Raw genomic sequence first — 24,934 nt, forward strand, 5'->3', positions numbered from 1 at the left:
TTGACAAACTTTTCAAAGAACTCATTTTATTTACTGCCAGAGCCGCTTAGGCGTGGCGAATTTTTAACGAACTATTGATATGTTTCTAAAATATATAAATAGACAGCTGTGGGGAAAATGTGGGGAAAAATTAGATAATTAAAAAGGCTAAATGACTGGAAATAATCACTTAGCCTTTTAATCCGTACCCAGACCCGTACTTCGTAATTGCTGCGCCCATCATTCAAGACTGTCAAATCGGGTCTTTCCTGTCAAGCCAATGATGCCTATGCGTATGCCAAACACATGGATTACGGATTTCTCGTTCCGTGAACAAACACTTTATCCGCAACTCTGCTATGTGGTGTATTGGCTTAACTCCATTTCTATGGGCAACACTTTTGTTGCAGATTTCAAGCAGCTTTTATCGAAATACCCATCAGTAAGAACTCGTTTATTAGGCTTTCCTCATAATTGGGAACAAGAGCCTTTGTGGAGATAAAATAATTGCCCTGTTTCTTAAAAAGCACTGGGGCAAACCAGCTCCGTCTTTAATTGTTTCCAATAAATGGATTGTTTCAAGCCCCTATAGAAAGAGAACAAAAATTCCTGTGTGAAAATTAATCTACGACAAGGAGCAAGCAAGGAGCAATATCAAACAAAAATCAATACCTTTGCAGTACATATGAGATAGACCAAAACAAAAGTGGAATATCGGAAACGAATAGCAAGGAAAAGAGAAGAAACGACCCAAGTTGATGTCCTTTTTGAGTTAATAATCAATAAAAGCGTTAAATCTTCACCTTTTAGAATGTGCAATTAAAAATAACAACCATATTTCTGACTTATTATCTATAAAATATTGAGTAATAATCGGTTGTAAATACTGATTATAATAATAGACAGGCTGAATGGATATATTTGAATAGTTGTTGTTTCAACGTTAAGCATAAAGATTTTAGTAAATGGCATAGTCGATATTTATCACTGGATAACTTTTCTGTTTACAATGAATGTTTTGGACATCATTGGAGCCTATTATATGAAGAAGAACAAGAAAAAGCTCTAAAAGAAATAATGGATATAATAGATAAAGCCGTATTGCCAATAATAACAGATTTGAATGAAAATATAGAATCTTTTTACTACAAAATAGCATCATCCTATTTGAAGGACACTATTGATGATAAGTTTATATCTACAATGGCTTTTTTACTTTATAACGAAAGAAAAGAATTCGTACAAAACTGCTTGCTAATAATCTTAAAGAATCTGGAAAATGAAGAAATAATGATGTTAAATACTGCGTATGATTTAATAAAACAATCATTTAATATTTCAACTTATAATTGTAAACGCATGATTGTAAAAGAAGGTTTTGGAACGATTAATTATTTCTATCCATTAGCAAAATTACTTTTATTATATTCAATCGAAATTGAACACATAACAAACGGCTCAACCTTCCCAAAGTTCGGTTAGCCTATAGACATCATTACCGATAATTATTAAAACATAAAGATATGAACGAACTATATGCCAAATGTATCCCCTTTGATGCTAATGTAAAAGGAAGAATAGGTGGAAATCCTCCACTAATAATAGAAAATAGCATTCCTGATGGGTATTTGTTTTATGCAACATTGGTGCATACTGAAAAAGAAAATATGATGCTATCTATTTTTATACATGGTGACTTTGACACATTGCTCTATAATAATATCTATCCGTCAGTAACAGTGAAAGTAATAGAACACGAGTATTCAGACATAGGTACTCGTTCAGAGAAAAGCATCAAAGAATTATCTGTTAATTCTATTAGCAATTATTATTACCCACAAGACAGCGATTTTCAATTTATCAAAGTGGGTGGTGAACCACGTTTTATTCAGTGGAAAGATTACTATTATGAAGAATTGGAAAAAGACGGATATTCATTCTATTTACAGATTGACGAAGAAGGTTATAGGGATGGTATGGATTACGTATTTATGTATGGTGCCTTGTATTTATACAAGCACAATATGACAGGTGAAATAATTGCTGGTTTTTGGCAATGTTCGTAAAAGAATATCGGTAACACGCACCTGTACCGCCTAAAACGGCGGCAAGCTGCATCCCATTACCGACTAATATAAAGATGAAAATGAATAAGAATGAAATAGAACAACTTTGCAAGAAAACACCGGATGACAGATATATGTCCTTTATAAATAATGTGAGGCATACAGATTCATTATATGTTCTCTATAATAAAAGTAAAAGAGAAATAGCATTGAATATAGCAAAAGATACTCGGAAATATCTATATCTATTTCCAGATGAATATTCGGGGGCTTTATTCATAGAAGCGAATAGTGACATGAAAAAATATGTTTCTCACAAATGGGAGCTAACTTTTTTTATTGAAACTGCCATACCCAGATTGAGCACAGAAAATGTAGAAAATGCTTTCATTTTTCCAACTCCTGCTGGTCTGGGTTATAATGCAACTTTTGATAAGATAGTTAAAGACATTCATTGTGAAGGTAGCCAAGCAGTAGATATAGGTATGATGAAAAAACTTTTAGATTATTTGGATAATAATCTAAAAGCAGGATGCAAGCATGACTATACTTTAACAAAGTTGTTCTGCCAAGAAAATAATATAAACTTCAATGATATTGTTAATTGTCTGCGTGAACATGGTGGTTTTTGTGATTGTGAGGTTTTAGCAAATGTGGAAGAGTCTTTATAAAAGTCGGTAACAAACAGCGTATTGCCTAAAACAGCACGTTGCCCAACATTAGTCACTGAACATAATAATTAAAAATATGGAAGAAGATTTATTGATACATCCTTATATCTCTATAGGTAATATAAAATTTGGAATGAACGAAGAAGAAGTAAAACTACTATTTAATAAAAATCCAGATATAGTATTACACGACTATCTGAAAAGAACAGATGCACATTGGGATAATATTTCTGTCAAATTTAATAAAAAGGGATTAGTAAATGAAGTCTCTTTAGTAAACGGTAGGTACAGGGCTCTTTTTGAAAATATTGATATTTTGAACGACAATAATATAGTAAAAGCATTGGGCAAAATAGAAAAGCCTTTAAACACAATGGGATTTAAAGTTTATTTTAAAATAGGAATAGCAGTAACTAGGTTTGGTAAAAATAAAGAGGAAAAAACAATTTCAATATTTTCAAAAGAATTGATTAAAATTTGGAAGGCATAAAAAGAACGTTTCAAGTCGAAATCAAATTATACAGAGTATGCTAAATAGCAGTCTAATAACAAGAAAGTGACTAACATTCACCTTAACTGCTAAACACAGTTAGCTGAATCCCATTAATAGTAAAGAAACAACATATGGAAATAGCAAGATTAGAAAGCGGTGAAACAAATTATCAAGCTCTAATACATCGTCCTCGTGTATCATATAAGATAAGTGAATATGTATGGAAGTACATTTACGAAAATTACCTCTTCAAACTTAAATTGATGTCAGAGGATAAGTTTAATTATCACATCCTTCTTACATTCGCAAAATATAATCCAGATATTCATAAGTTCATGTTTAAGTCTCCATACAATCGAGAGAAATGTTTTTTTAGACCTTCGCCCAATTTTAGAAAGGTTAAGATTACAAAATGTCTTGTAATTGGATTAACGGGTGAATGTGTCGATGAAAATATCAGCTCGTCTTTATATGCAAGCCTTGTTTATGATATGTTCTGCGCACAACTTATCGTTTTATACAAGAAAGTCAAAAAAGAGGACTTAGATAAATTGAAAACGGGGTTAGACTATGAATATATAAATAGCTTTCCATATCCAGCACCATTTGAAGAGCAAAGATATATGATTGATAATCAGCCAACATTAACAACCACATATGATAACGGGAAAGAACGTTTCATAGAGCAGTTGAATATAAAAGAAGAATATTTGAAGTACTGGGGAAAATGACAAATTCTATTAACAAGGTCGAGTAAACAGCTAAACGCAGTCTCTCACCGATCCATTATCAATAACTCTAAATAAACTGTTATGTATTTAAGTCCATTAGAAAGAATGAAAAAAGTCCATATATGGATTGGTACTTTTTCTGGAAGTGAAAAAGAATATGAAGATTACTTCAATCTACAGGATTCTCCTTGTCGATTTTGTATAGATATAAATACCGATGAATATGAAGAAGATTTTATAGGTATTATTCCTTTATTCAACGAAGAACAAGATATTAGCATCTTGTTGCAGGAAGTACCTATAGATATGGACGACATAGAGGATGTCCTGACAAAATGTAAAGTGATGAATATAAAAAAAGGAAATGCAGTTTTGTACTTGACGGATGCCTCTCTTGTTGTCCCGAATAAAGAGAATAATTTCAATGGACTTAAATATATTGGAATGTATAATAGTTCTTTATAGAATTTAGTTGCTAACAAGGAAAGCTAACCTTTAAACGATGCCCCTTTCCAAACCATTAGTAACAGTGCAAATAGTGAAATATGAAATTTAAAATAAAGGTTACATCGAGACTTTATTCTCAGAATCAATATCAAAAAACTATGAATTTTGATTATTCAAGTGGTTATCCAGAAATGAGTTGCTTTGATTATAATGCCATTGAAACTTATTTTCAAGATTTGACAGGACAAATTAAGGTGGATGAGTCAATAACTAATTGGACTTTATTTATTGAAATTTCTCTTGGCGGAGCAATTGGAAAAAAGGAAATTTGTATTGGAAAACGAGGTATCACTTATTTGGCAGATAAGGAAAAGTTTATAAGCGTCAATATATCTTTACCAATAAAAGAAGAAATAAGTTGGGGAATTGATAAAAAACACCGTTTCAATGAATATGCTAAAAGAAAATCAGACAAGGGCCTGACAATAATCCCCGTTGATTATGCTCAATTTAAAGATATGACAGATTATGTGGAAAGTAGTATTAAACTATCCTTAAAGCAAGTTTTCACTGACGGGATTACTTTGAAAGGGCATACAATAAAGTTATAATCATTATAGAATTTAGTTGATAATAATCTGCTTAACCACCTAAAAGCGACACGCTGCCATACATTACCAATAGTGCAATTGTGAAATGAAAAACAACAAGAAATAGAAGAAAAATGAATATGAATAAAGAACCGGATTTTTTCAGTAACATCACCCCTGTAAATGGCGGTTTAATAATTATCGCCCTGGGAACTTTACTTCTTATCGGCGCCATTCGCAGATGGAAGTGGATATTCGATATGACGGGACAACGCGACAAGGGATTTAATTTTCTCCTTTTACTGTACGACCTGTTTGGCGACAAAGGATTGAGGGTCGGGATGATAATCACATCAATCATCTTTATTCTTGGCGGGATTGGGATGATGGTGTTCATGTAAGTTATAATAGTAAATGAATCGTCCCGATGGTTCACAGCCTTCACCATTCAGATGAACAACTATAAATCAGATATTTATGGTGAAGGGAAGCAGAAAAATTAGCCTTCACACCCTTCACCTCTTTTTTTCATATGCCATGAGCTAAAGTAAATATGTTATAAGCAAAAAAGAATATGCTATAAGCTAAAACAAATTAGCTTATAGCAAATGCCCCATTGGGTATTAACTTTTGAGTTATCAGGTATTAATACCTTGTTTACAGGAGATATATGCCGTGCGTATTGGACATATAGCTCCAATATGTTAGACATATAGATCCAACACGTCAGACATATATGCCCAACAAATCCATATAAGTGCGTGAAGGGTGTGAAGGGTTATTTACTTTATTTTTCTACTTCCCTTCACCATAAATATCTGACTTATAACCATTCAGCTAAAGCGTGAAACCAGTGAAGAGCAGGATTCAACATTAAACTGTAATAAATAAAAAGACACTCAATCGTTTACGGAGTATTTTCAAAGCCCGGGCAATATGAGTTCTGACTGTATTATCACTGATATTTAAAATCTCACTGATTTCCGCACATTTCTTTTCGTTCAGAAAATATTCTTCCACTACTGTGCGCATTTGCGGAGCCATCTGACGGATACTCTCCTGCATCCGGTTGATTTTATCTTCGTAGTCCCGATACTCTTTGGCAGTCCAATCGCTGTAAAGTTCTTCCAGGTATCTTTCCGCATTCCGGTTCACTACATTCTGATGACGTATGTGGTCAATGCAACGGTTTTTCACCATGACATAGAATAAAGGCAGCAAATCAGTCTTCCCCTCAAACTGCTCGCTGTTTTCAAGTACTGAGCAAAACACATCGCTCAATACATCCTTTGCGCTTTCTCCGTCATTCAGCAGATTATATGCATGAATATAGAGCTTTTGCCAATATTTCCTGTACAATACAGCTATGGCATTTTGGCTACTACTCATATCTTTGTGGTTACTTTTTGCATTTAATTAAACACAAAGATAACCAAATAACACAAAAAGCAATCAATTCATTAAAAAATATTAGAAATCATATTCTAATATATTGACGTATCATTTCTTTTCAAGAAGATGCGGTTTGTAATCGTATCTGGAAGTTCTGATTCATAATGTGTTACCATAATCATCGTCTTATCTTTACGTTTGCAGAAGGCTTCGATAACCTTTTTGACCCGACGACGATTGTAAGTATCCAATCCATGAAGCGGCTCGTCCAAAATCAGCAATTCCGGATCTTTGACGAAAGCACGTGCCAACAGAGCCAGACGTTGCTCCCCGCTGGAAAGTTGCAGGAAAGGTTTGTCTTTCAGACCGGCAATACCGAATATATCCATCCACCATTCACAGACAGCCATCTGCTCCGGTTGGGGGCGTTTGTACAAACCGATACTGTCGTGCAAGCCGCTCGCAACAATCTCGATGGCCGGCAGGTTCTTGAGATAGGCACGGTGCATTTCGGGACTTACATATCCGATGTGTTTCTTGATTTCCCAAATGCTCTCCCCCGTTCCCCTCTTCCGTCCGAAAAGGCTGATGTCGCAGGCATATGATTGTGGATTATCCGCACAAACCAAACTCAATAATGTGGACTTTCCTGCGCCGTTCTCTCCGCTCAACGCCCATTTTTCCCCACGACGCACCGTCCAGTCCAGTTCGTTCAGAATAGTACGGTCATCGTAGCGGATACTTACCTTATTCAGTTTCACCACTTCGTCCGAATCATAGTTATTGCCGTCATAAGGCAAATCAATGATACGCTTCTGCAATTCATCGAAAGAAACAGCTATATCTCTGTCGCGAAAAGCATCGAGGTAGGCTTCACGTTCCACCTTGGGAAACACTTCCATTTTATCTACCGGAATAACGTGGGTGATAAACGACGGTATATCATCGAGCATGGAAAGTACCAGAATAATCTGGACAGACGACATCTTTGTCAGACGTTCGAGCAAAGAGAACAAAAGTTCGCGGGTAGGCGCGTCCAGTCCGATAAACGGATTATCCATTATCAGGACGCGGGGGGCTGTCAACAGTGTTTTTGTAAGTTGGAACTTACGCAGTTCGCCACTGGAAAGAAGAATTATCTTTTTATCAAGAAGAGGTTCGATACGGAAGAGCTCGAACAACTCATTCTTTAACTGTTCGTCTTTGATTTCCCCCAACATTTCGCGGACATCCGGTGTTTCATCCTGGTCATGCGCATTCCAACGCTGTTGGTAGTAATAATTGGCATCCGCCGCTCCATAAGTATCACGGAACGCGATATATTTCACATTATCATAAACGGTTTGAGTGGCAGAAGGGGAAAAGTCATACTGGAGCGTTCCTTCGCGCAACGGATATTTTCCGGTCAATGTATCTACAAAAAGGCTTTTGCCACCACCATTAGGCCCTACAATGGCTATATGTTCATCCGCACCGATAGTTGCCGTGACAGGTTTGGCTAAACGCACAAGCGGGTTGCGTGCAACGCCCCCCGCCATGCTAAATGTATTTTGGCTCATATTCTTATATTCTGTTTCATTATTGTCCGCAAAGGTAACAATTTTATCACAGAACAAGCATTTTTCTTGTCTATTTAGTAAATCCGTAAGGCGGACATTCAAAATTAGTAATATTCAGCCTGTATTCCATCATATCTTTTAATTCATGCACCGGACGTTCTAGTTCATAAGGTATCGGCTGCTTGCTGAATTGCTGGAAATACAGTAAACAGGCATCTTTCCACCACACTGCATCCCGTGCCTGAATCTTCAACCGATGCTGTACATCACGAAAACGTTCCGGGTCGATGTATTTCTCCATAGGCTCCCACAACTTTTGGAAGTTTCTGGTTTCTTGCACCCCACGGTCGTAGGCATAGCATAACTCCGCCCAAAGTGTCCGACCGCTTTTCATCTGATAAGTCCAAGGCACATGATGAAACCAAAGAAGCAGGTTTTCGGGACAGACGTCTACGTCATCCAGTTGTTCGCATAAAGGAGAATGATATTGTGCAGTCGCATTGCTTCCTTTGCTGCTGCGGTCGAATCCGATGCCGTCCTTATCCGCCCTGTGATAATAAGAAGGCATCCAGTCGGGACGGGCGCCGGGAATATCACACCAGGGTTCCGGCCCGTAATGATGTCCCCATGCAAAGATGTGATGCAGTCCGAGGGGCATCATATAATCGACTACTGCTTCCCTGGACTTTTGGAGAAGTTGAGAGTTGAGAAGGGAGAGTTGAGAGTGAAGTTGTTGTCTCTCTTTTGGTGACAGTTCATTTGCGGAATCACTGCGTGACTGTTCGGAAATGGGTAGAAAGGTTTGCTTCAGCCATTCTTCGCCTATCTCTTCGGATGAAAGGGAATGTTTCCAGGCGAGACGCCCGAAGGCATACCAGTTGGCTTGCGCAAAAGGATGCCCGCACCAGTTTACATCGTCACCGATGTTGGTAACTCCGGCAATAGCAGTCAACGGATGAGAAAACAGAGAGCCATCCGTCACACGGGCGATGGTAGAACCTGCGCCTTGCACGTAAGTGTCACTATCCAAACATTCCTTCCACATGGGAGCGAGAAAGGCAAGGTGGTTGGAGAAGCCCAGATACTCCTGTGTGATTTGGAATTCCGGCATCACGGGCGTTTTCTTCATGGCTCCGAATAGCGGACTGAACGGTTCACGGGGTTGGAAGTCAATCGGGCCGTTCTTTATCTGCACAATTACATTGTCGCGGAACTTTCCATCCAAAGGTTCAAATTCAAGGTAGGCCTGCTTGGCACGGTCGCTGTCCGTGGGCGAGTAAACGAAGGCACGCCACATGATGATACCGTGATAAGGTTTCAACACATCGGCAAGCATATTCGCTCCTTCGGCATGAGTACGTCCGTAATCACACGGGCCGGGCTGTCCTTCGGAATTCGCTTTCACCAGGAAGCCGCCGAAATCGGGAATCAGGGAGTAAATCTCTTTTGCTTTCTTCTTCCACCAGGCGATTACTTCTTTATTCAAAGGGTCGGAAGTAGGTAAGCCACCCAGGGCGGCCGGAGATGAAAAATTGATAGAAAGATATACTTTCAATCCGTAAGGACGGAAGATATCAGCCAGTGCTTTTACTTTTTGCAGATAGTCGTCGGAAAGAATCCTGGGACTTGCGTTAACGTTATTCACCACGGTTGCGTTGATGCCGATAGAAGCATTGGCACGTGCGTAGGCTTCGTAACGGGGAGAGATTACGGCAGAAAGTTCTTCCCACTTCCAAAGTGAATGTCCGGCATAGCCACGCTCAATCGTTCCGTCCAGATTGTCCCAATGGTTCAGGATACGAATCCGGTAATCCGGTTTTTCCGAGATATTCAGAGCGTTCAAGCTTGAGTCCGGATTAGAGTTTGAACTCAAGTTTGAGTCTGAGCTTGAATTTGAGCTTGGGTTTGGATTCAAAAGCTGTTCCGTAGCTTGCAGACGGAGTAAGTGGTAAGTTCCATAAAGCACGCCTTGTTCACCGGAAGAAGCAATAGTGATTTGCTTGCCGTCGGCAGAAGTACGGATGGTGTATCCTTCATTTCCAAGTGCACGCAGTTCTTTAGTTGCGTTTACTTCCAAAGCCACAGGTATACCGCCTTTCCAATGTTTCTGTAATTCGGAAACGGCAATATTCAATGTCGGCGATTGTTTCCTGCAACTAATTTCCGCCTTCGTACCCGTCGCATAGCGAAGCCACAGGGCGCTTCCATCTTCCGCACGGGACGAAAGACAGAAGAACAAGGCTAATAATATAGATATTATTCTCACAAGTAATAGTTCAAAGTTTATCTATTCCTTCAATGGTGATAATCCGCCCATCCGCATCATATTGGAGTTCACAGACTTTCAGACTACGAAGCCATGTCTTCCCTTCGGACGGCACACAGTCGTGATGGAACAAGTACCACTTACCTTTGAATTCCACAATGGCATGATGGGTAGTCCACCCCACTACTGGAGTAAGGATAACGCCCTGATAGGTAAACGGCCCGTAAGGATTGTCGCCAATCGCATAACAAAGCAGATGAGTGTCTCCCGTAGAATAAGAGAAATAGTATTTACCATTATATTTATGTACCCAGGAAGCTTCAAAAAAACGACGGTCGGTATCTCCTGCTGTCAACGGCTTGCCATTCTCATCCAAAATTATCACCGGACGGGGTTCTTCCGCAAATTCCATCATATCCCCACTCAAACGGGCTATACGAGCCGGCAAAGCCTCTTCCTCTCCTTCCGGCAGAACAGCCGATTCCAACGCCTTATTATTCCGGTAACGTTGAAGTTGTCCGCCCCACAAACCACCGAAATACATATAGTAATTACCGTCGCCATCGTCCAATACGGCAGGGTCTATGCTATAACTTCCCTTCATCGGGTTGGCTTCCGGCACAAAAGGGCCGTATGGCTTATCGCTGACAGCCACTCCGATACGGAATATGTCATTCCGGTCTTTCAACGGGAAATACATATAATACTTACCGTTCTTCAAAGCAACATCGCAATCCCAAAGTTGACGTCCCGCCCACGGAATATCCTCTGTGGACAGCACTACACCGTGGTCGGTAATCTCACCGTTCATCACATCGTCCGTAGAATAGACGTGATAGTCTTTCATGTTGAAATGATCCCCGTTGTCATTTTCGGCAATCCCGCTTTCCCAGTCATGAGAAGGGTAAATGTAGAGTTTGCCGTCAAATACGTGTACGGCAGGATCAGCCATATAATCATTGGGAACTAAATATCTTTTTTCTGTTTTCATGGTTCTATTCTTTTTACTAATAAAGTTAATATTATCGCTCAGACAAATGATTCATTTCCGCACTGCTTCTTTGATAATCAAGTCGACTATCGGTTTCGGTTGGTAGTTGCGGTCGAAAAGCAACGGATAATCCGTGCGTCCATTCATCGGCCAGTCGTTGCGCCAGGAGTTATGGTCGGCCACTCCCCAAAGGGTAACCCTGGTTATAATATCCTGATGTTTCAGGAAAAGACGGAAAAAGTCGTTCATACGCGCTGTCCATGCTTTTGCCACTTCTGCAGGCAGTTCCTTCGGATAGGGATTCATCTCTTTCTTATATTCGAAAGAAGCGGAGACTTCCGCACCGACATTGGGATTCGGTGAGGGAATAACTGTCAGATCCAGTTCCGTTATCATCACCTTTACTCCTGTTTCGGCAAAAGCAAGCATACTCTTTTCAAATTCACTGATTTTCGGATACTCCATGCCGACATGTCCCTGCATACCTATGGCATCAATACGGATACCCCGTTTTTTCAAGTCTTTCACCAGTTTCACAACAGCCGCCCTTCTTCCTGGAAGAGCCATTGAATAGTCGTTGTAGTATAATTCGGCGTTCGGGTCGGCTTCGTGTGCATACTGGAAAGCCAGAGGAATATACTCTTCTCCCAAAATCTCATAAAACTTCGTCTTACGATACGAACCATTATCTTCAAATGCTTCATTCACTACATCCCAACCTTTGATACGGCCTTTGTAACGTTTCACAACGGTGGTGATATGTTCTTTCATCCGTTTCTTCAAGAGTTCGGGAGAAACATTTTTGCCATCCTTATCCACGCAGAACCAACGGGAAAGTTGAGTGTGCCATATCAAGGTATGTCCTGTAACCGTCAAATTGTTTTTCTCGCCGAATTCTACAAATTCATCCGCCTTTGTAAAGTTATAACGGTTCTCCTCAGGATGGATTTCCTGGCTTTTCATGCAATTCTCCGCTACAATGGCATTAAATTGTTTCCGGATAACCTCTGCTCCTACTTTATCTTTGCCGGATGCCTGTTGTGTATTCACTGCCGTTCCTATCAGGAATTTATCTTTCAAGGCTTCTTTCAAAGTATTCTTTTCTTGCGCAGAAGCTATCGAAGAGCCTGCTATCAATGCTGCCACAACCCATAAGAATGATACAGTTGTTTTTGTCGAAATCTTCATATTTATCTAATTCTATTAATTATTAATCAATTGTTTTCCAGTCTTCGTTTTGTCAGGTCTGCCTGAATATGCTCATTCAATTTCTTTGAAATCGGATAGAAGAACAACGCAATCACTCCGATAAAGAATGTGATAGAAGGAATCACACTGGACGTCAGGCGAATGCCAAAGAGCGCACTCTCTGTTTGTGCTACATTAGGGATGAAACCGAACGAATCGACAATCGCGCCGCAGATAGCTCCACCGATACCTAATCCGGCTTTCAATGCAAAAACCACTCCTGCAAAGACAAAACCCGTAGCACGGCGATGGTTCACCCATTCGGAGTGATCGGCTACATCACCCATCATCGCCCAAAGCAACGGGATGGTAGGTGCGTAAGCCAAGCTCTTCAAACAGTTTATGATGAATATCGTACCGATGCTCGTTGAATCTACCATAAAAAACAAAGCTGTAAACAATGCGGTCAGTGCCAGACAAATCAAGAACACATTCCGCTTGCCAAAGATATTGGAAAGATAGCCGGAAAGCAAAATTACACCCGCTAAAGTGATAATCTGACCAATCATATTGAACAGGCTGAAACCTACTGCAAATACATTGCTATGGTCAGGCTGCGCTATCAAGCCGAAAGCATCAAGAAAAGTATGCCACATTCCATACGTTTCCCCTTCTACCCTCACCAGTCCGAAGTTTTGCAGGAAATCGAAAAGGGCTGTCTTATCTACGAAGTAATTAAAATAGTAGGACATACTGCTGCCCCACATAGCCAATGTCGTAAACAGGAAAAGGGTCAGGATAAACATAGACTTCCAGGGACGGCTGCTTACAATGTCCTTGAAATCCTGTTTCACGGAAGTCTTCTGTCCCACAGGCGGAGTAATACGTTCTTTCGCAGAAAAGAAAGTGATTACTAATAGAATGACTCCGATAATGGCGAACAGAGTGATTGTCAGAAACCATCCGCGCTGGTCGTCTCCCTGTCCGAATTTAGAGACTAACGGCAGAGTAAGTCCTTGTACAACGAAAGTGGCTATCGTAGCCGTCACGAAACGGATGGACGAAATACTGGTACGTTCCTTTATATCACTGGTCATCACGCCACCCAAGGAAGCATAAGGTGTGTTATTGAAGGAATAAATGGACATTAATAAGGTATATGTAATACCTGCATAGATTATTTTACCACGCTCGCTAAGGTCGGGTGTCGTAAATGCCAGGATGAAGAATACAGCAAAAGGGATAGCCGTCCACAATAGCCAGGGGCGGTATTTCCCCCAACGGGTATTGGTTCTATCGGACAGGATGCCTACCACGGGATCGACAAACGCATCGAATATGCGTGCGACGAGTAATATCATTCCTGCTGCTGTTGCTTTGATTCCGAACACATCTGTATAAAAGAAAAGTTGGAACATCATCATCATCTGGAAAATCAGGTTCGCAGAACCGTCTCCCAGGCTATAACCGATTTTCTCGGCCATCGACACTTTTTGAGTCTGTGCTTTCATGGTACTGTTATTTATTTTATTCATTCTGTATTTTCTCTTATGTTTTAGCCTGTGAGCATTTGAAAGGAAAAACCATCCGAAATGTCACAGTGCAAACTTAAGAAGTTTATTCCCTACCGCCGAGGAATTACGATTCAGAATGTTTCTTGTCTGTTACATCAGCGTTTGCAAATGTTACAAATACGTTTTACCATGTTACATCCAAGCTAAGACAGGCTTTAGAAGGCAGGTGCAAGCAGCAAAGTGAGTTTTACTTATACATTATCAGCGCAGACTGACCGGGGACAATCACTTCCGCCCCAGTTTGTGTTCCCAATCCGCGGACGTCTATCATACCGTCTTTGCACACGACTGTGTATTTGCCGGCAGGCACTTCAAGACGGGCAGGCGTAGTACGGGAGTTGTAAGCAACGACAATATCTCCCCAACGATCCCCGTTGGCATGGTCTTTCAGGCGGAACGCAATCAGGTTCCTGCCTTCTACGGGAAGAAACTCCAAATGTTTCCGAACTTTGTCCGCATCTCCCATACGGAAAGCGGGATGGGTTTTGCGAAGGTCTATCAGCCGTTTGTAGTACATGAAGACATCGCCATTCGTCGTTTTGCGTCTCCAGTCAATGGCATTGACCGCATCCGGACTTTTGTAACTGTTATCCACTCCTTGTTTGTCACGCATCACTTCTTCTCCGGCATAGATAAACGGAATGCCCTGCGAAGTAAAGACGACCGTTTGCGCCAATTTATCAAGGCGTACAAGTTGTTCGGGAGTAATCCCCGGCATACTCGCTTTCAACCGGTCTGTCAGGCATAAGCCATCGTGACAGGAGACGTAGCCGATCATTTGAGTCGGTTGTTCCGCCCACGGCTTCTGACTGTAATTCACCGAATCATACCGTACTTGCGGATGCTCAATAGCTCCTACGATACCAAACTTGACGCTATTCTCCCCACCCGGAACTCCGGCAAGGAAAGCTCCTTTCTCTTTTTCCCAAACAGGGCCGCAGAGTCCGTCACGCAGTTCGTCGGAGAAAACGGCGATTCCGGGCATATGGGCAACGTTTCCTTTCATTGCCAGGGAATCAGCAGGATATTGGGGAGTTTCGGCCGCCCAGCCTTCGCCATAGATGCAAATTGTCGGGTCTACTCCGTTCACCGCCTTGCGGATTTCGTTCATTGTCTCGATGTCATGCACTCCCATCAGGTCAAAGCGGAAACCATCGATATGATATTCCTTCATCCAGTAGAGGACGGATTCTATCATAAACTTACGCATCATAGGGCGCTCGCTTGCCGTCTCATTGCCGCATCCCGAACCATTCGCCAAGCTGCCGTCTTCTTTCTGACGGTAAAAATAGCCGGAAACGGTACGTTCAAAGTTACTCTCTGCCGTATTGAAAGTATGGTTGTAGACTACATCCATAATCACACGGATACCGGCTTTGTGAAGTGCCTGCACCATTTGCTTGAATTCTTTCACACGGGTGGCAGGCTGATAAGGGTCAGTTGCGTAGGAACCGTCGGGGACGTTGTAGTTCAACGGGTCGTATCCCCAGTTGTACTGGTTTTCGTCCAGTTTCGTTTCATCTACGGAAGCATAGTCATAAGAAGGAAGGAGATGGACGTGCGTCACGCCCAGTTCTATCAGATGGTCGATGCCGGTCAATAGTTTGTCCGAGTTCATCGTTCCGTGTTCGGTCAGTGCGAGGTATTTTCCTTTGTTCTTTATTCCTGAAGTAGAATCGACGGAAAAGTCACGGTGGTGCATTTCGTAGATAATCATATCGGCAGGAGATTTCAACGGTGGACGCTGGTCGCTCTCCCACCCTTCCGGGTTCGTTAACTTCCAGTCAATGATAGCGGCACGTTTTCCATTCACTCCGACCGCATGGGCATTGATGCCCGGTGTGTCTCCCTGCCACTTATCGTCAATCTTCACATTGAAAGCATAGAATTTATCGAGCAAGTCCTTGTTTACTATGGTAGTCCAAGTTCCGTCCTCTCCGCGCTCCATCTTCACTGTTTCGTAAGCGTGTCCGCCTTCGCCTTCATCATAAAGCATCAGGCGCACTTCTTCCGCTGTCGGCGACCAAAGAATAAACTTAGTTGCTTCCGGCGCATATTCCATTTCCGTAAGACTTCCAGTGCGAACCGGATATAACTCAAAAGAAGCATATTCCTTTTTCGCTGAAGAGCAACTCATCACTGTTGCCACTGTAGTAACCCCTACTATTGCTGAATAATTAATTCCCATCCTAATACTCTCCTGTGATAACGTTTTTCGTTCTATGATTATCTTCTATAATCTATCAGTAACCCATCAGTTTACTTTACCTTATCCGGATTCTTCGCTATAAAATCCTTCCAGCTACTATACCCCTTTTCCATGACAGGGCGTCCCATTTGCAGAAAATGACAGTAGGCAGCAGCCAGTCCGTCCGTAGCGTCCATAAAGACAGGCATATCTTCTTTCGAGAGACGGAGCATCCGCTGTAACATATCCGCCACCTGCTCTTTCGAAGCCTGTCCGTTTCCGGTAATCGCCATCTTTATTTTCAAAGGGGCGTATTCGGTGATAGGAATATCACGGCTCAATGCCGCCGCCATCGCTACTCCCTGCGCACGTCCCAGTTTCAGCATAGACTGCACGTTCTTACCGAAGAATGGAGCTTCAATAGCCAGTTCGTCAGGCAGATAACTTTCAATAATGCCCAATACCCGTTCGTGGATATGGCGCAGTTTCAGATAGTGATTGGCAAATTTGCGCAAGTCGATAATTCCCATGGCAATCATTTCGGGCTTGGTTCCTTTGATTCTCAAGACTCCGTATCCCATGATTGTCGTACCGGGGTCAATCCCCAGGATTATCTTTTCCTTTACCGGCTGAATCACTCCACTATCTCCATTAATGTCGGAAATCCGACCACTTTATCTTTAAATATTTTTGTAAGTTCGTCATTCAAACGCACTCCCTGTTCCAAATGCCAACGATGCAGCAATCCGCTGCTTTCCACTTCCCATTGCAGAGAATAGGCACTTCCATCTTCCCGATGACTCAGAATCCGGCAAATGCGCGGCGCTTTCAATGTGCCGTGTTTTTGCACTTCGGGAATATAGAATTCTTTTATCCAAATCAAAAAATTGTCGTGGATGGCATCGTCCACCTGAAAAGTAGTATTATAAATCAGCATATTTTTTTTTTCAAACAATTATTTACCGCAAACATAGCAATTATTTCAGAATATTGCATTATATTTGCGCCAACAAAAAAGGATTCGTTTGCAAACGTTATCATATAAGGTTGAAAAAGGGGGGTTAGCTCATCTGGCTAGAGCGCGACACTGGCAGTGTCGAGGTGATCGGTTCGAGTCCGATACTCTCCACTAAAAAAAGAGCAATTCTGAAAAGAGTTGCTCTTTTTTGATTTATTTTATGGAGTAACTTTACGCTCTCGAATAACCTATTATGCTTTATGCACACTAAAATAAAAAAAGACCTTTATTCAAGGTCTTTTTTTATCACTTCATCCATTTCCTTTATACGTTTCTTACGATCCTTGATAGGACCGTCCTTCTTGTCATTCTTGAACACATTGTCGGCACGGTCGGCCACCTCGCCGCTCCATTCTTCAAAATCGTTCGTAGCCGGACGACCATTCGGTTCGATATTCTCTTCGGCAATCGAATCATGTCTGTTAATCATATCATCCATAAGTTTTCTTTTTTATAGGTTCATGGCTATAAGACAATTAAGAACAAGATAAGTTTGTTGTATTAATGATTTTTGAAGAAATTAAAGGTACTATTATACCGTGCCAGTGATAGGTGATAGAGGATTTCGCGTTTTTACTTGGGAGAGAGCACTGATTTATTTGGCACGATAACTCTTCGGACGGAAAGGAATATACAAGGTATAATTACTATCCGACGGCTTTCCCCCGACAAGGGCAGGCGACCATTTCGGCATCCCTTTCACTATGCGAAGTGCTTCTTCCGCAAATTCAGGATGAGTGGAACGCAGAATGTGCGGACGAAGAATCACTCCCTCTTTGTCAATAGTAAATTCACAGAGGACATATCCCGATACATTCTTTTCCAAAAGGCTTTCCGGATAAATCATCTGTCCGGCGATATATTCTTCCGCACTCATGTCCGGAAAGTGAGCCAGTTCTTCGACTTGCCTACCCGAAAGCGTTTGTGAACGAGGGCCTATCTGATAAATGCCTACATACATCGGTTTCTTATAAGCATCCGGTTGTTCCTTAGTACGTTGCTGCAACGATTTCAATAAGGCGGCAGCCTCTTCCGCCAAAGTCGGCTCCGAAATATTGTCACCTTTGGACAACATATATGCCGACTGGCAAACCAACACCAGACGTTCCATCAAAGTTCCCTTGGCAGGCGACCATTTACGCCCCATCTGTTCTTTCCCATTCGCATCAGTAGAAAAGAAATAATAGACAATTCCGTCCAAACCTGCACTGGAACCATCCAAATCCTGTATCTGCTCGGTGACTAAACGAAAAATAGCTCCTAAAGACTGGTAAAGGGATGCGCTGATTACTACCGACTTAGTCTCCACTCCCACTGTTCCTTTCTCCGCTTGCCAGTAGGTACGCGACAGCGTATTTGAAATCAGGGAATAACGCCCGTTCCTCTTTTCAACCGACATTGCATATTCGGGTGAAAAGGAAGGGATAGCTACAAAACGTGCATAAGGTTGTTTTTGAAAACCTGTATTTAGTAAAGAAAACACATTACGATAATATTCGCCCAACTCACCTTTATAAGTAGAAAAAGGTCGCACCGGCTCCAAATAATCTATTTGAGCCATAAGGCGGAAAGAAAAAGTCAAAAGCAGAAGAGTGAAAACAATCTTTTTCATAAGTTGCCGGATTTTCGGTACGTATCGGGAACAAAGATACAAATTATTTCGATGGTACATAAAAAAATGTAGCTGAATAAAAACATCTTACGTAAACATTCGCCCTTCCCGACAAATATACTCAAAGAAAAAAACTGAATTATCGGGAATATATACCGGGAATGTGGAATACACTCCACAACACTGTGGATTTTTTACACAACAACACAATTTCCGGTTCTACACATCAAATAAGTTTACTCTTTTTTCATCCATTATATATCACTAATAATCAAGCATTTTCACCCAACAAACAGATAACACGCTGTATTCTGGCACGTTGCTTGTTAAATAATAACCATATTCAACCCCTATAACAAATCTAAACTTAATCAAACATGAAAGTAATAAGAAAAAGCAAATGGTTGTTAAGCGTTCTTTTTATGTTTCTTTTACCATCCCATCTGTTTTCGCAGGCTGCAAGTATGCCTGAAGAACAGCCGACAGAAATACAGGAAGCCGGGGGAGACGACAACAGAACAATAAAAGGAATTATCTATGACGAACAAGGAGAAACTATTATCGGAGCCTCTGTACTAATAAAAGGCGAAGAAACCGGAACGACCAGTGATATGGACGGCAAATTCTCACTGGAAGCGCCACAAGGGGCTACTCTCGTTATTTCTTACATCGGATATCATCCGCAGGAGATAAAGGTAAGAAAAAGGGGCACGCTCAATATCATACTGAAAGAAGATAACCAGTTACTTGAAGAAGTAGTAGTGGTAGGATACGGAACAGTCAAGAAAAGCGACTTGACGGGTTCTGTTTCGGGTGTGTCGACCCGGCAGTTCAGGAATCAGCCGGTGAAGCGGGTGGAAAACATACTTCAGGGCCGTACCCCCGGTGTGGAAGTTACCGCGACAAGCGGTGTGCCCGGAGCAAGCATGAAGGTACGCGTACGTGGTACTACTTCTATTAATAAAAGCAGCGACCCGTTGTATGTAATAGACGGAATCATATCTTCCAGTGGGTTAGATGGTCTCAATCCGTCGGATATCCAGTCTATGGAGGTTCTGAAAGACGCTTCTTCCACTGCCATTTACGGTTCGCGGGGGTCGAATGGCGTTATATTAATCACCACCAAAGGTGGCAGCGAGGGAAAGGCAAGTATTACGTTTGACGCGTCCATCGGTCTTTCTACCGTGAGAAAGCAGTATGATTTATTGAATGCCTACGAGTATGCGACAGCACTGAATGATATCCGCGGATCATCCACTATCTCGCCCGAAAACCTCGCGGCTTACAAGAACGGAACGAAAGGGATTAACTGGGCAGACCTTATCACCCACACCGGAGTGACGCAGGATTATCGGCTGAACATATCGGGTGGAAACGCCAAGGTGAAATATCTTATTTCAGGGAATGTACTGGATCAGGAAGCGGTCACCATCGAGACGAATTACAAACGGTATGGTATCCGGGCAAATATTGACGCGGATGTAAAACCGTGGCTGACAATATCGGCAAAGATGAACGCCACCAGTCTGCATAAGCACAACGACGGTGCCAACTGGTTTCACATCACCAACTTCTCTCCTACGATGGAAATGAAAGACCCGGAAACCGGCGTATATAACAGAGACCCGTACAACATCGCCAACGGTTCGAACCCATACGGTGAACTGATGGTGAATTACAGCGACAGTTACAGTTATAACCTGAACGCGAACCTGACTTTCTTATTTAAAATAATGAAAGGACTTACCCTCTCCGTGCAGGGTGGTTATGACTACGACCATAGTCCTTCCTACTCTTTCAAATCTAAACTGGAAGCACCCGGCGCTATCAATAGCATGAGTAATACCAGCAATATGCACAACTACTGGCAGAATACCAATAACCTGACCTGGCAGAGACAATTCGGCGACCACAGTGTCACGGCGATGGCCGTATGGGAAATAAGCCGTTCATGGGACACAAGCCTGCAAGGTAACGGCTCGAACCTGAACAATGAGAGTGTAGGATACTGGAATATCGCCAACGCCGCGATAAGGAACGCAAGTAACTCGTACACGGAAGCGTCTCTGGCTTCAGGAATCATACGTGCCAATTACGACTACAAGAAGCGGTATTTTATTACTGCGGCATTGAGAGCCGACGGTTCTTCCAAATTTCAGGGAGATAATAAATGGGGTTATTTCCCATCTGCGGCAGTAGCCTGGGATATAGCAAAGGAAAAATTCATGAGTAACCAGCATGTACTGGAACAATTAAAACTAAGAGGTAGTTTCGGTGTGACCGGTAATCAGGATATCGGTGCTTACAGTACCTTAGGAATGCTGTCGGGCGTAGCTTACGGCTGGGGGACTTCCAACGCTTACACCGGATATTGGGGAAATCAGTTTCCTACGCCCGGCATCACATGGGAAAAGACTTATCAATACGACCTCGGGGTAGACTTGAGCCTGGGTGGTTTCAATATCACATTCGACTGGTTCAAGAAAATGACCAAAGACCTGCTCTTCCAAAAACAAGTGCCCAAGTATAACGGCGGCGGTACGTATTGGGTAAACCAGGGCGAGTTGCGCAATACGGGAGTCGAATTCTCCGTCAACACCTTCCCGGTGAAAGGAACCGTGACTTGGGAAACAAGTTTCAACGCCGCTTACGTGAAGAATGAAATAACCAACCTTGCCGGCAGCGATTTTGTATTGACAGCTAATTACAGCGACTTGGGCGGCGCGATGCAAATCATGAAACCGGGTTACCCGATGGGGTCTTTCTATGTATATCAATGGAAAGGTTTCGATGACAAAGGCGCCAATCTTTATCAGAAAGCGAACGGCAGCCTGACCACGAGCCCTACTTCCGAAGACCTGGTAGTCAAAGGACAGGCAAGCCCGAAATGGACAATGGGATGGAACAATACAATCAATTGGAAGAACTGGACTGTAAATATCTTCTTCAATGCCGCCACCGGATACAACCGTCTGAATATAAGCCGTTACACGGCGGCTTCCATGACCGGAAATTCACGTTTCGTCACCTTGCGGGATGCATACTTCAAAGGTTGGGATCATATAAGCAACAAAGCGGAAGCTGCTTATCCGAGCCTTACCAATACGGACAGCAAAAATTATGCGAACTCGGACTTCTGGCTGGAAGACGCTTCTTTCGTGAAATTGAAGAACATCAGTATTTCGTACCGTATCCCGAAACGGGTTGCCAAATTCGCGAGCATACAGTTGTCCGTAAGCGCGCAGGATCTTTTCACCATCACCCGTTACAAAGGAATGGATCCGGAAGTTTATACCAGTTACGACGGTCTGGACTATGGCGCTTATCCTATTCCGAGAACTATTACTTTCGGTGCTAAAATCAGATTTTAACCATTGACCTATTAATATAAGAACAAGATGAAAACAGCATATCAATATATCAGAAAGACATTGCCATTCATTTTGGCGGGCTTGTGCCTGGTTTCGTGCAACGACTTCCTGACAGAAGACCCTAAAGGACAGTTGACTTCGGAGAATTTCTTCAGCAACAAGGAAGACCTCGATGCGTCACTGACTGCATTGTATTCCGTGATAGCAAGTTCGCAAGCCAGTAACAACCTTTGCGGCACTAACTTTTTGGTCGGCGATGATATCTCCACCCACCCTTCCAGTAACAAACAGCCGCTCAGGGAGCATGACCAGTTTGACGTGAAGGATAATAATTCATGGTTGTCCAGCATGTGGGAACAACGTTTCAAGGTTATCAAGGCAGCCAACTTTATCATAAACAATGCCGGACGCACCCCTGATGTATCAGAAGATGAAATCAAGGCAGCCATCGGACAGGCACATTACTGGAGAGCTTATTCTTATTTCTATTTGGTGACAACCTGGGGAAAGGTACCTGTCATGTTAGAGGAAGAAATCAATTACAACGCCCCATTGAAAACGGAAGAAGAGATATATGAACTGATTGTATCCGACCTGAAAATAGCGGAAACAGACTGCCCTGTAAATTATACCAAAGAGCCTTATGCCAGAAACGGAATGAATATCGCCGTAAGCCGGGGAGCAGTGAAAGCGACAATGGCATATGTGTACATGTGCATGGCAGGTTGGCCGCTCAACAAGGGCACGGAATATTATAAACTGGCTGCCGGCAAAGCCAAGGAAGTGATTGACGGTACAGAGAATCATACCTATTATTATAAACTACTGGATGAATACAGCAAAGTATATTCCTGGGAATACAATAATAAGAATACGGAACTCCTGCTGGGTATCTATTATAACAGGGATCAAACGAACCAGGCTGCTCCTCTGACCGACTTTCTTCAGGATATGGCACAAGGCGGATGGGGAGATACAAACGGGGAAATCAAGTTTTGGAAAGAATTTCCGGAAGGCCCGCGCAAAGACGCCACTTACTTTCCCAAAATCATATTAAACGACGGTAAGGAATACGACTGGTGGTATGACACTAATCCCCCTTCCCGCGAAGTGGTTGCGCCCGTTTTCATGAAAACCGTGGAAGGTGCCGTGCGCGGAACGGAGTTTGATTACACCAATCCCGCCCCGGTCAATGCCGCAGGCGAAAAGACTTTCCAACTGATACGGCTTTCACAGGTATATTGTTGGTATGCCGAAGCGACAGGACGTTCGGGAGAGATGAACGCGAAAGCCGTCGAAGTATTAAATAAGGTACGCAACAGGGCTGATGGCAAAGAAACCAATCTTTATGAAGAAACGATGAGTCCCGAAGAACTGGCGGAAGCCGCCTACAATGAACACGGTTGGGAAATGGCAGGCTATTATTGGGGCGGCATTGCGAGCAGAGCCAGGGATATGTTCAGAATGTACCGGTACAAAGACCATTTTGAATACCGCAAGGAAAACCCGGAGATTGAGGTGGCTCCCGGAGTGAAAAGAAAGGAAATCGTACCCGTCACGGGTACATGGGATGACAGCAAAATGTATGTCCCCTATCCTTACGAGGACGCAATTTTAAATCCGAACCTAAAGTAAGCTGCTCTATAAAAACGTCTATATAGATTTCACCAACTGAAATAAATATTATATCTTTGCAAGGTTTTTACTAAGAAACTGAATAACAATATATCAAGAATATGATAGCTAAGATTGAACAACTTCTGAAAGAGGTGGAAGCCTTGCACGCCTCCAATGCCGAAGAACTCGAAGCTCTCCGCATCAAATACCTTAGCAAGAAGGGAGCCATTAACGACTTAATGGCGGATTTCCGTAACGTAGCCGCCGAACAGAAAAAGGAAGTCGGTATGAGACTGAATGAACTGAAAACAAAGGCGCAGGATAAAATCAACGCGCTGAAAGAGCAGTTTGAAAGTCAGGACAACGGTTGCGACGGACTGGATTTGACGCGTTCGGCTTATCCCGTAGAACTGGGTACACGCCACCCGCTTACCATTGTAAAGAACGAAGTCATTGATATTTTTGCCCGTCTGGGATTCAGCATCGCTGAAGGCCCTGAAATCGAAGACGACTGGCATGTATTCTCGGCGTTGAACTTTGCCGAAGACCATCCGGCACGCGACATGCAGGATACTTTCTTTATCGAAGCTCACCCGGATGTAGTATTGCGTACGCATACTTCTTCTGTGCAGACCCGTGTCATGGAAACTTCAAAACCTCCTATCCGCATCATCTGTCCGGGACGTGTATATCGTAACGAAGCTATCAGCTACCGTGCACACTGTTTCTTCCACCAGGTAGAAGCGCTGTATGTAGACAAAGATGTATCGTTCACGGACTTGAAGCAGGTATTGCTGTTGTTCGCCAAGGAAATGTTCGGCGCGGATACGAAGATTCGTCTGCGTCCTTCCTATTTCCCGTTCACCGAGCCTAGTGCCGAAATGGATATCAGTTGTAATATCTGCGGTGGAAAAGGTTGTCCGTTCTGCAAGCACACCGGTTGGGTGGAAATCCTCGGTTGCGGTATGGTAGACCCGAACGTACTTGAATCCAACGGTATCGACAGCAAAGTGTACAGCGGCTATGCCCTCGGTATGGGTATCGAACGTATCACGAACCTGAAATATCAGGTGAAAGACCTTCGTATGTTCTCCGAAAACGACACACGCTTCTTAAAAGAATTCGAAGCGGCATACTAAATAATGTGTTCACATACATACTAATGTGCCAATATGCTGCGC

22 protein-coding genes and 1 tRNA gene are annotated in these 24,934 nt (G+C 42.5%); 12 read left to right on the plus strand and 11 right to left on the minus strand.

Translation table 11 applies throughout. The annotated features are described in order from the left end of the window. Nucleotides 1-1,056 precede the first annotated feature (1,056 nt). The 8 genes from AB5443_RS22815 to AB5443_RS22850 all read left to right on the plus strand — a co-directional run bounded on the left by AB5443_RS22815 (nt 1,057) and on the right by AB5443_RS22850 (nt 5,378). A complete protein-coding gene (locus AB5443_RS22815) occupies nt 1,057-1,461 on the plus strand; it encodes a hypothetical protein (protein WP_368119641.1) in 405 nt (134 codons plus the stop codon). 41 nt (nt 1,462-1,502) lie between these two features. Continuing rightward, nucleotides 1,503-2,045, plus strand: a complete 543-nt coding sequence (locus AB5443_RS22820) for a hypothetical protein (RefSeq protein ID WP_022137015.1) — start codon at nt 1,503-1,505, stop codon at nt 2,043-2,045. 80 nt (nt 2,046-2,125) lie between these two features. Beyond that, nucleotides 2,126-2,716 carry a DUF2695 domain-containing protein gene (locus AB5443_RS22825; protein WP_022137017.1) on the plus strand — a complete coding sequence of 197 codons (591 nt, stop codon included), beginning with the start codon at nt 2,126-2,128 and terminating at the stop codon, nt 2,714-2,716. 76 nt (nt 2,717-2,792) lie between these two features. Then, complete coding sequence (locus AB5443_RS22830) at nt 2,793-3,206, plus strand: transcription factor IIS helical bundle-like domain-containing protein (protein ID WP_022137018.1); 414 nt, start codon at nt 2,793-2,795, stop codon at nt 3,204-3,206. A 134-nt stretch (nt 3,207-3,340) separates the two neighbouring features. Next, on the plus strand, nt 3,341-3,940 hold the full coding sequence (locus AB5443_RS22835) for a hypothetical protein (RefSeq protein WP_022137019.1): 600 nt from the start codon (nt 3,341-3,343) through the stop codon (nt 3,938-3,940). A 105-nt stretch (nt 3,941-4,045) separates the two neighbouring features. Beyond that, complete coding sequence (locus tag AB5443_RS22840) at nt 4,046-4,405, plus strand: immunity 22 family protein (RefSeq protein WP_229087778.1); 360 nt, start codon at nt 4,046-4,048, stop codon at nt 4,403-4,405. An 80-nt stretch (nt 4,406-4,485) separates the two neighbouring features. Continuing rightward, the gene (gene imm9 / locus AB5443_RS22845; RefSeq protein ID WP_195406465.1) at nt 4,486-4,998 is read left to right on the plus strand and encodes an Imm9 family immunity protein; all 513 of its coding nucleotides are present in this window, start codon (nt 4,486-4,488) and stop codon (nt 4,996-4,998) included. 119 nt (nt 4,999-5,117) lie between these two features. Further along, nucleotides 5,118-5,378 carry an Imm17 family immunity protein gene (locus AB5443_RS22850; RefSeq protein WP_022137022.1) on the plus strand — a complete coding sequence of 87 codons (261 nt, stop codon included), beginning with the start codon at nt 5,118-5,120 and terminating at the stop codon, nt 5,376-5,378. Between the two features lie 472 nt (nt 5,379-5,850). Here AB5443_RS22850 and AB5443_RS22855 read toward each other — a convergent pair whose 3' ends face one another. The 9 genes from AB5443_RS22855 to AB5443_RS22895 form a co-directional block, all read right to left on the minus strand. Further along, entirely contained in the window at nt 5,851-6,366 is a 516-nt protein-coding gene (locus AB5443_RS22855) for an RNA polymerase sigma factor (protein ID WP_368114331.1), read from the minus strand. Between the two features lie 95 nt (nt 6,367-6,461). After that, nucleotides 6,462-7,928, minus strand: coding sequence for an ATP-binding cassette domain-containing protein (locus AB5443_RS22860; RefSeq protein ID WP_368114330.1), 1,467 nt, complete (start codon nt 7,926-7,928; stop codon nt 6,462-6,464). A gap of 70 nt (nt 7,929-7,998) precedes the next feature. Further along, nucleotides 7,999-10,194 carry an alpha-glucuronidase family glycosyl hydrolase gene (locus AB5443_RS22865; protein WP_368114329.1) on the minus strand — a complete coding sequence of 732 codons (2,196 nt, stop codon included), beginning with the start codon at nt 10,192-10,194 and terminating at the stop codon, nt 7,999-8,001. A 10-nt stretch (nt 10,195-10,204) separates the two neighbouring features. Beyond that, the gene (locus AB5443_RS22870) at nt 10,205-11,185 is read right to left on the minus strand and encodes a glycoside hydrolase family 43 protein (protein WP_022137526.1); all 981 of its coding nucleotides are present in this window, start codon (nt 11,183-11,185) and stop codon (nt 10,205-10,207) included. A 51-nt stretch (nt 11,186-11,236) separates the two neighbouring features. After that, on the minus strand, nt 11,237-12,373 hold the full coding sequence (locus AB5443_RS22875) for an endo-1,4-beta-xylanase (protein ID WP_368114328.1): 1,137 nt from the start codon (nt 12,371-12,373) through the stop codon (nt 11,237-11,239). A 26-nt stretch (nt 12,374-12,399) separates the two neighbouring features. After that, the gene (locus AB5443_RS22880) at nt 12,400-13,884 is read right to left on the minus strand and encodes an MFS transporter (protein ID WP_277135533.1); all 1,485 of its coding nucleotides are present in this window, start codon (nt 13,882-13,884) and stop codon (nt 12,400-12,402) included. A 250-nt stretch (nt 13,885-14,134) separates the two neighbouring features. After that, nucleotides 14,135-16,141 carry a type I pullulanase gene (gene pulA, locus AB5443_RS22885; protein ID WP_277135532.1) on the minus strand — a complete coding sequence of 669 codons (2,007 nt, stop codon included), beginning with the start codon at nt 16,139-16,141 and terminating at the stop codon, nt 14,135-14,137. Between the two features lie 65 nt (nt 16,142-16,206). Further along, entirely contained in the window at nt 16,207-16,773 is a 567-nt protein-coding gene (gene ruvC / locus AB5443_RS22890; protein WP_022137522.1) for a crossover junction endodeoxyribonuclease RuvC, read from the minus strand. After that, on the minus strand, nt 16,770-17,072 hold the full coding sequence (locus AB5443_RS22895; RefSeq protein WP_022137521.1) for a DUF4286 family protein: 303 nt from the start codon (nt 17,070-17,072) through the stop codon (nt 16,770-16,772). The genes ruvC and AB5443_RS22895 overlap by 4 nt, the downstream gene beginning before the upstream one ends. 118 nt (nt 17,073-17,190) lie before the next feature. Between AB5443_RS22895 and AB5443_RS22900 the strand changes: the two genes are divergently transcribed. Beyond that, nucleotides 17,191-17,264, plus strand: a tRNA-Ala gene (locus AB5443_RS22900). 115 nt (nt 17,265-17,379) lie between these two features. On the opposite strand, the gene AB5443_RS22905 is transcribed toward AB5443_RS22900, so the two are convergent. Together AB5443_RS22905 and AB5443_RS22910 are read right to left on the minus strand one after the other, a co-directional pair. Next, complete coding sequence (locus tag AB5443_RS22905; protein WP_022137520.1) at nt 17,380-17,592, minus strand: hypothetical protein; 213 nt, start codon at nt 17,590-17,592, stop codon at nt 17,380-17,382. Between the two features lie 156 nt (nt 17,593-17,748). Continuing rightward, nucleotides 17,749-18,765, minus strand: a complete 1,017-nt coding sequence (locus tag AB5443_RS22910) for an energy transducer TonB (protein WP_044656677.1) — start codon at nt 18,763-18,765, stop codon at nt 17,749-17,751. Nucleotides 18,766-19,142: 377 nt separating this feature from the next. On the opposite strand from AB5443_RS22910, the gene AB5443_RS22915 reads away from it, so the two are divergent. From AB5443_RS22915 to pheS, 3 genes are all read left to right on the plus strand, one after another. Further along, a complete protein-coding gene (locus AB5443_RS22915) occupies nt 19,143-22,136 on the plus strand; it encodes a SusC/RagA family TonB-linked outer membrane protein (RefSeq protein ID WP_368114327.1) in 2,994 nt (997 codons plus the stop codon). A 27-nt stretch (nt 22,137-22,163) separates the two neighbouring features. Next, entirely contained in the window at nt 22,164-23,771 is a 1,608-nt protein-coding gene (locus AB5443_RS22920; protein WP_277135525.1) for a RagB/SusD family nutrient uptake outer membrane protein, read from the plus strand. Between the two features lie 101 nt (nt 23,772-23,872). Next, entirely contained in the window at nt 23,873-24,892 is a 1,020-nt protein-coding gene (gene pheS, locus AB5443_RS22925; RefSeq protein ID WP_022137516.1) for a phenylalanine--tRNA ligase subunit alpha, read from the plus strand. Nucleotides 24,893-24,934 lie beyond the last annotated feature (42 nt).

This window comes from Bacteroides sp. RTP21281st1_H5_RTP21281_210402 (assembly GCF_040918965.1).
GTDB classification, from domain to species: domain Bacteria; phylum Bacteroidota; class Bacteroidia; order Bacteroidales; family Bacteroidaceae; genus Bacteroides; species Bacteroides congonensis.

Coding starts and splice junctions, on each gene's coding strand:
- AB5443_RS22815 (WP_368119641.1), top strand. CDS start 1,057: ATGGATATAATAGATAAAGCCGTATTGCCAATAATAACAGATTTGAAT.
- AB5443_RS22820 (WP_022137015.1), top strand. CDS start 1,503: ATGAACGAACTATATGCCAAATGTATCCCCTTTGATGCTAATGTAAAA.
- AB5443_RS22825 (WP_022137017.1), top strand. CDS start 2,126: ATGAATAAGAATGAAATAGAACAACTTTGCAAGAAAACACCGGATGAC.
- AB5443_RS22830 (WP_022137018.1), top strand. CDS start 2,793: ATGGAAGAAGATTTATTGATACATCCTTATATCTCTATAGGTAATATA.
- AB5443_RS22835 (WP_022137019.1), top strand. CDS start 3,341: ATGGAAATAGCAAGATTAGAAAGCGGTGAAACAAATTATCAAGCTCTA.
- AB5443_RS22840 (WP_229087778.1), top strand. CDS start 4,046: ATGAAAAAAGTCCATATATGGATTGGTACTTTTTCTGGAAGTGAAAAA.
- imm9 (WP_195406465.1), top strand. CDS start 4,486: ATGAAATTTAAAATAAAGGTTACATCGAGACTTTATTCTCAGAATCAA.
- AB5443_RS22850 (WP_022137022.1), top strand. CDS start 5,118: ATGAATAAAGAACCGGATTTTTTCAGTAACATCACCCCTGTAAATGGC.
- AB5443_RS22855 (WP_368114331.1), bottom strand. CDS start 6,366: ATGAGTAGTAGCCAAAATGCCATAGCTGTATTGTACAGGAAATATTGG.
- AB5443_RS22860 (WP_368114330.1), bottom strand. CDS start 7,928: ATGAGCCAAAATACATTTAGCATGGCGGGGGGCGTTGCACGCAACCCG.
- AB5443_RS22870 (WP_022137526.1), bottom strand. CDS start 11,185: ATGAAAACAGAAAAAAGATATTTAGTTCCCAATGATTATATGGCTGAT.
- AB5443_RS22875 (WP_368114328.1), bottom strand. CDS start 12,373: ATGAAGATTTCGACAAAAACAACTGTATCATTCTTATGGGTTGTGGCA.
- AB5443_RS22880 (WP_277135533.1), bottom strand. CDS start 13,884: ATGAAAGCACAGACTCAAAAAGTGTCGATGGCCGAGAAAATCGGTTAT.
- AB5443_RS22895 (WP_022137521.1), bottom strand. CDS start 17,072: ATGCTGATTTATAATACTACTTTTCAGGTGGACGATGCCATCCACGAC.
- AB5443_RS22905 (WP_022137520.1), bottom strand. CDS start 17,592: ATGGATGATATGATTAACAGACATGATTCGATTGCCGAAGAGAATATC.
- AB5443_RS22910 (WP_044656677.1), bottom strand. CDS start 18,765: ATGAAAAAGATTGTTTTCACTCTTCTGCTTTTGACTTTTTCTTTCCGC.
- AB5443_RS22915 (WP_368114327.1), top strand. CDS start 19,143: ATGAAAGTAATAAGAAAAAGCAAATGGTTGTTAAGCGTTCTTTTTATG.
- AB5443_RS22920 (WP_277135525.1), top strand. CDS start 22,164: ATGAAAACAGCATATCAATATATCAGAAAGACATTGCCATTCATTTTG.
- pheS (WP_022137516.1), top strand. CDS start 23,873: ATGATAGCTAAGATTGAACAACTTCTGAAAGAGGTGGAAGCCTTGCAC.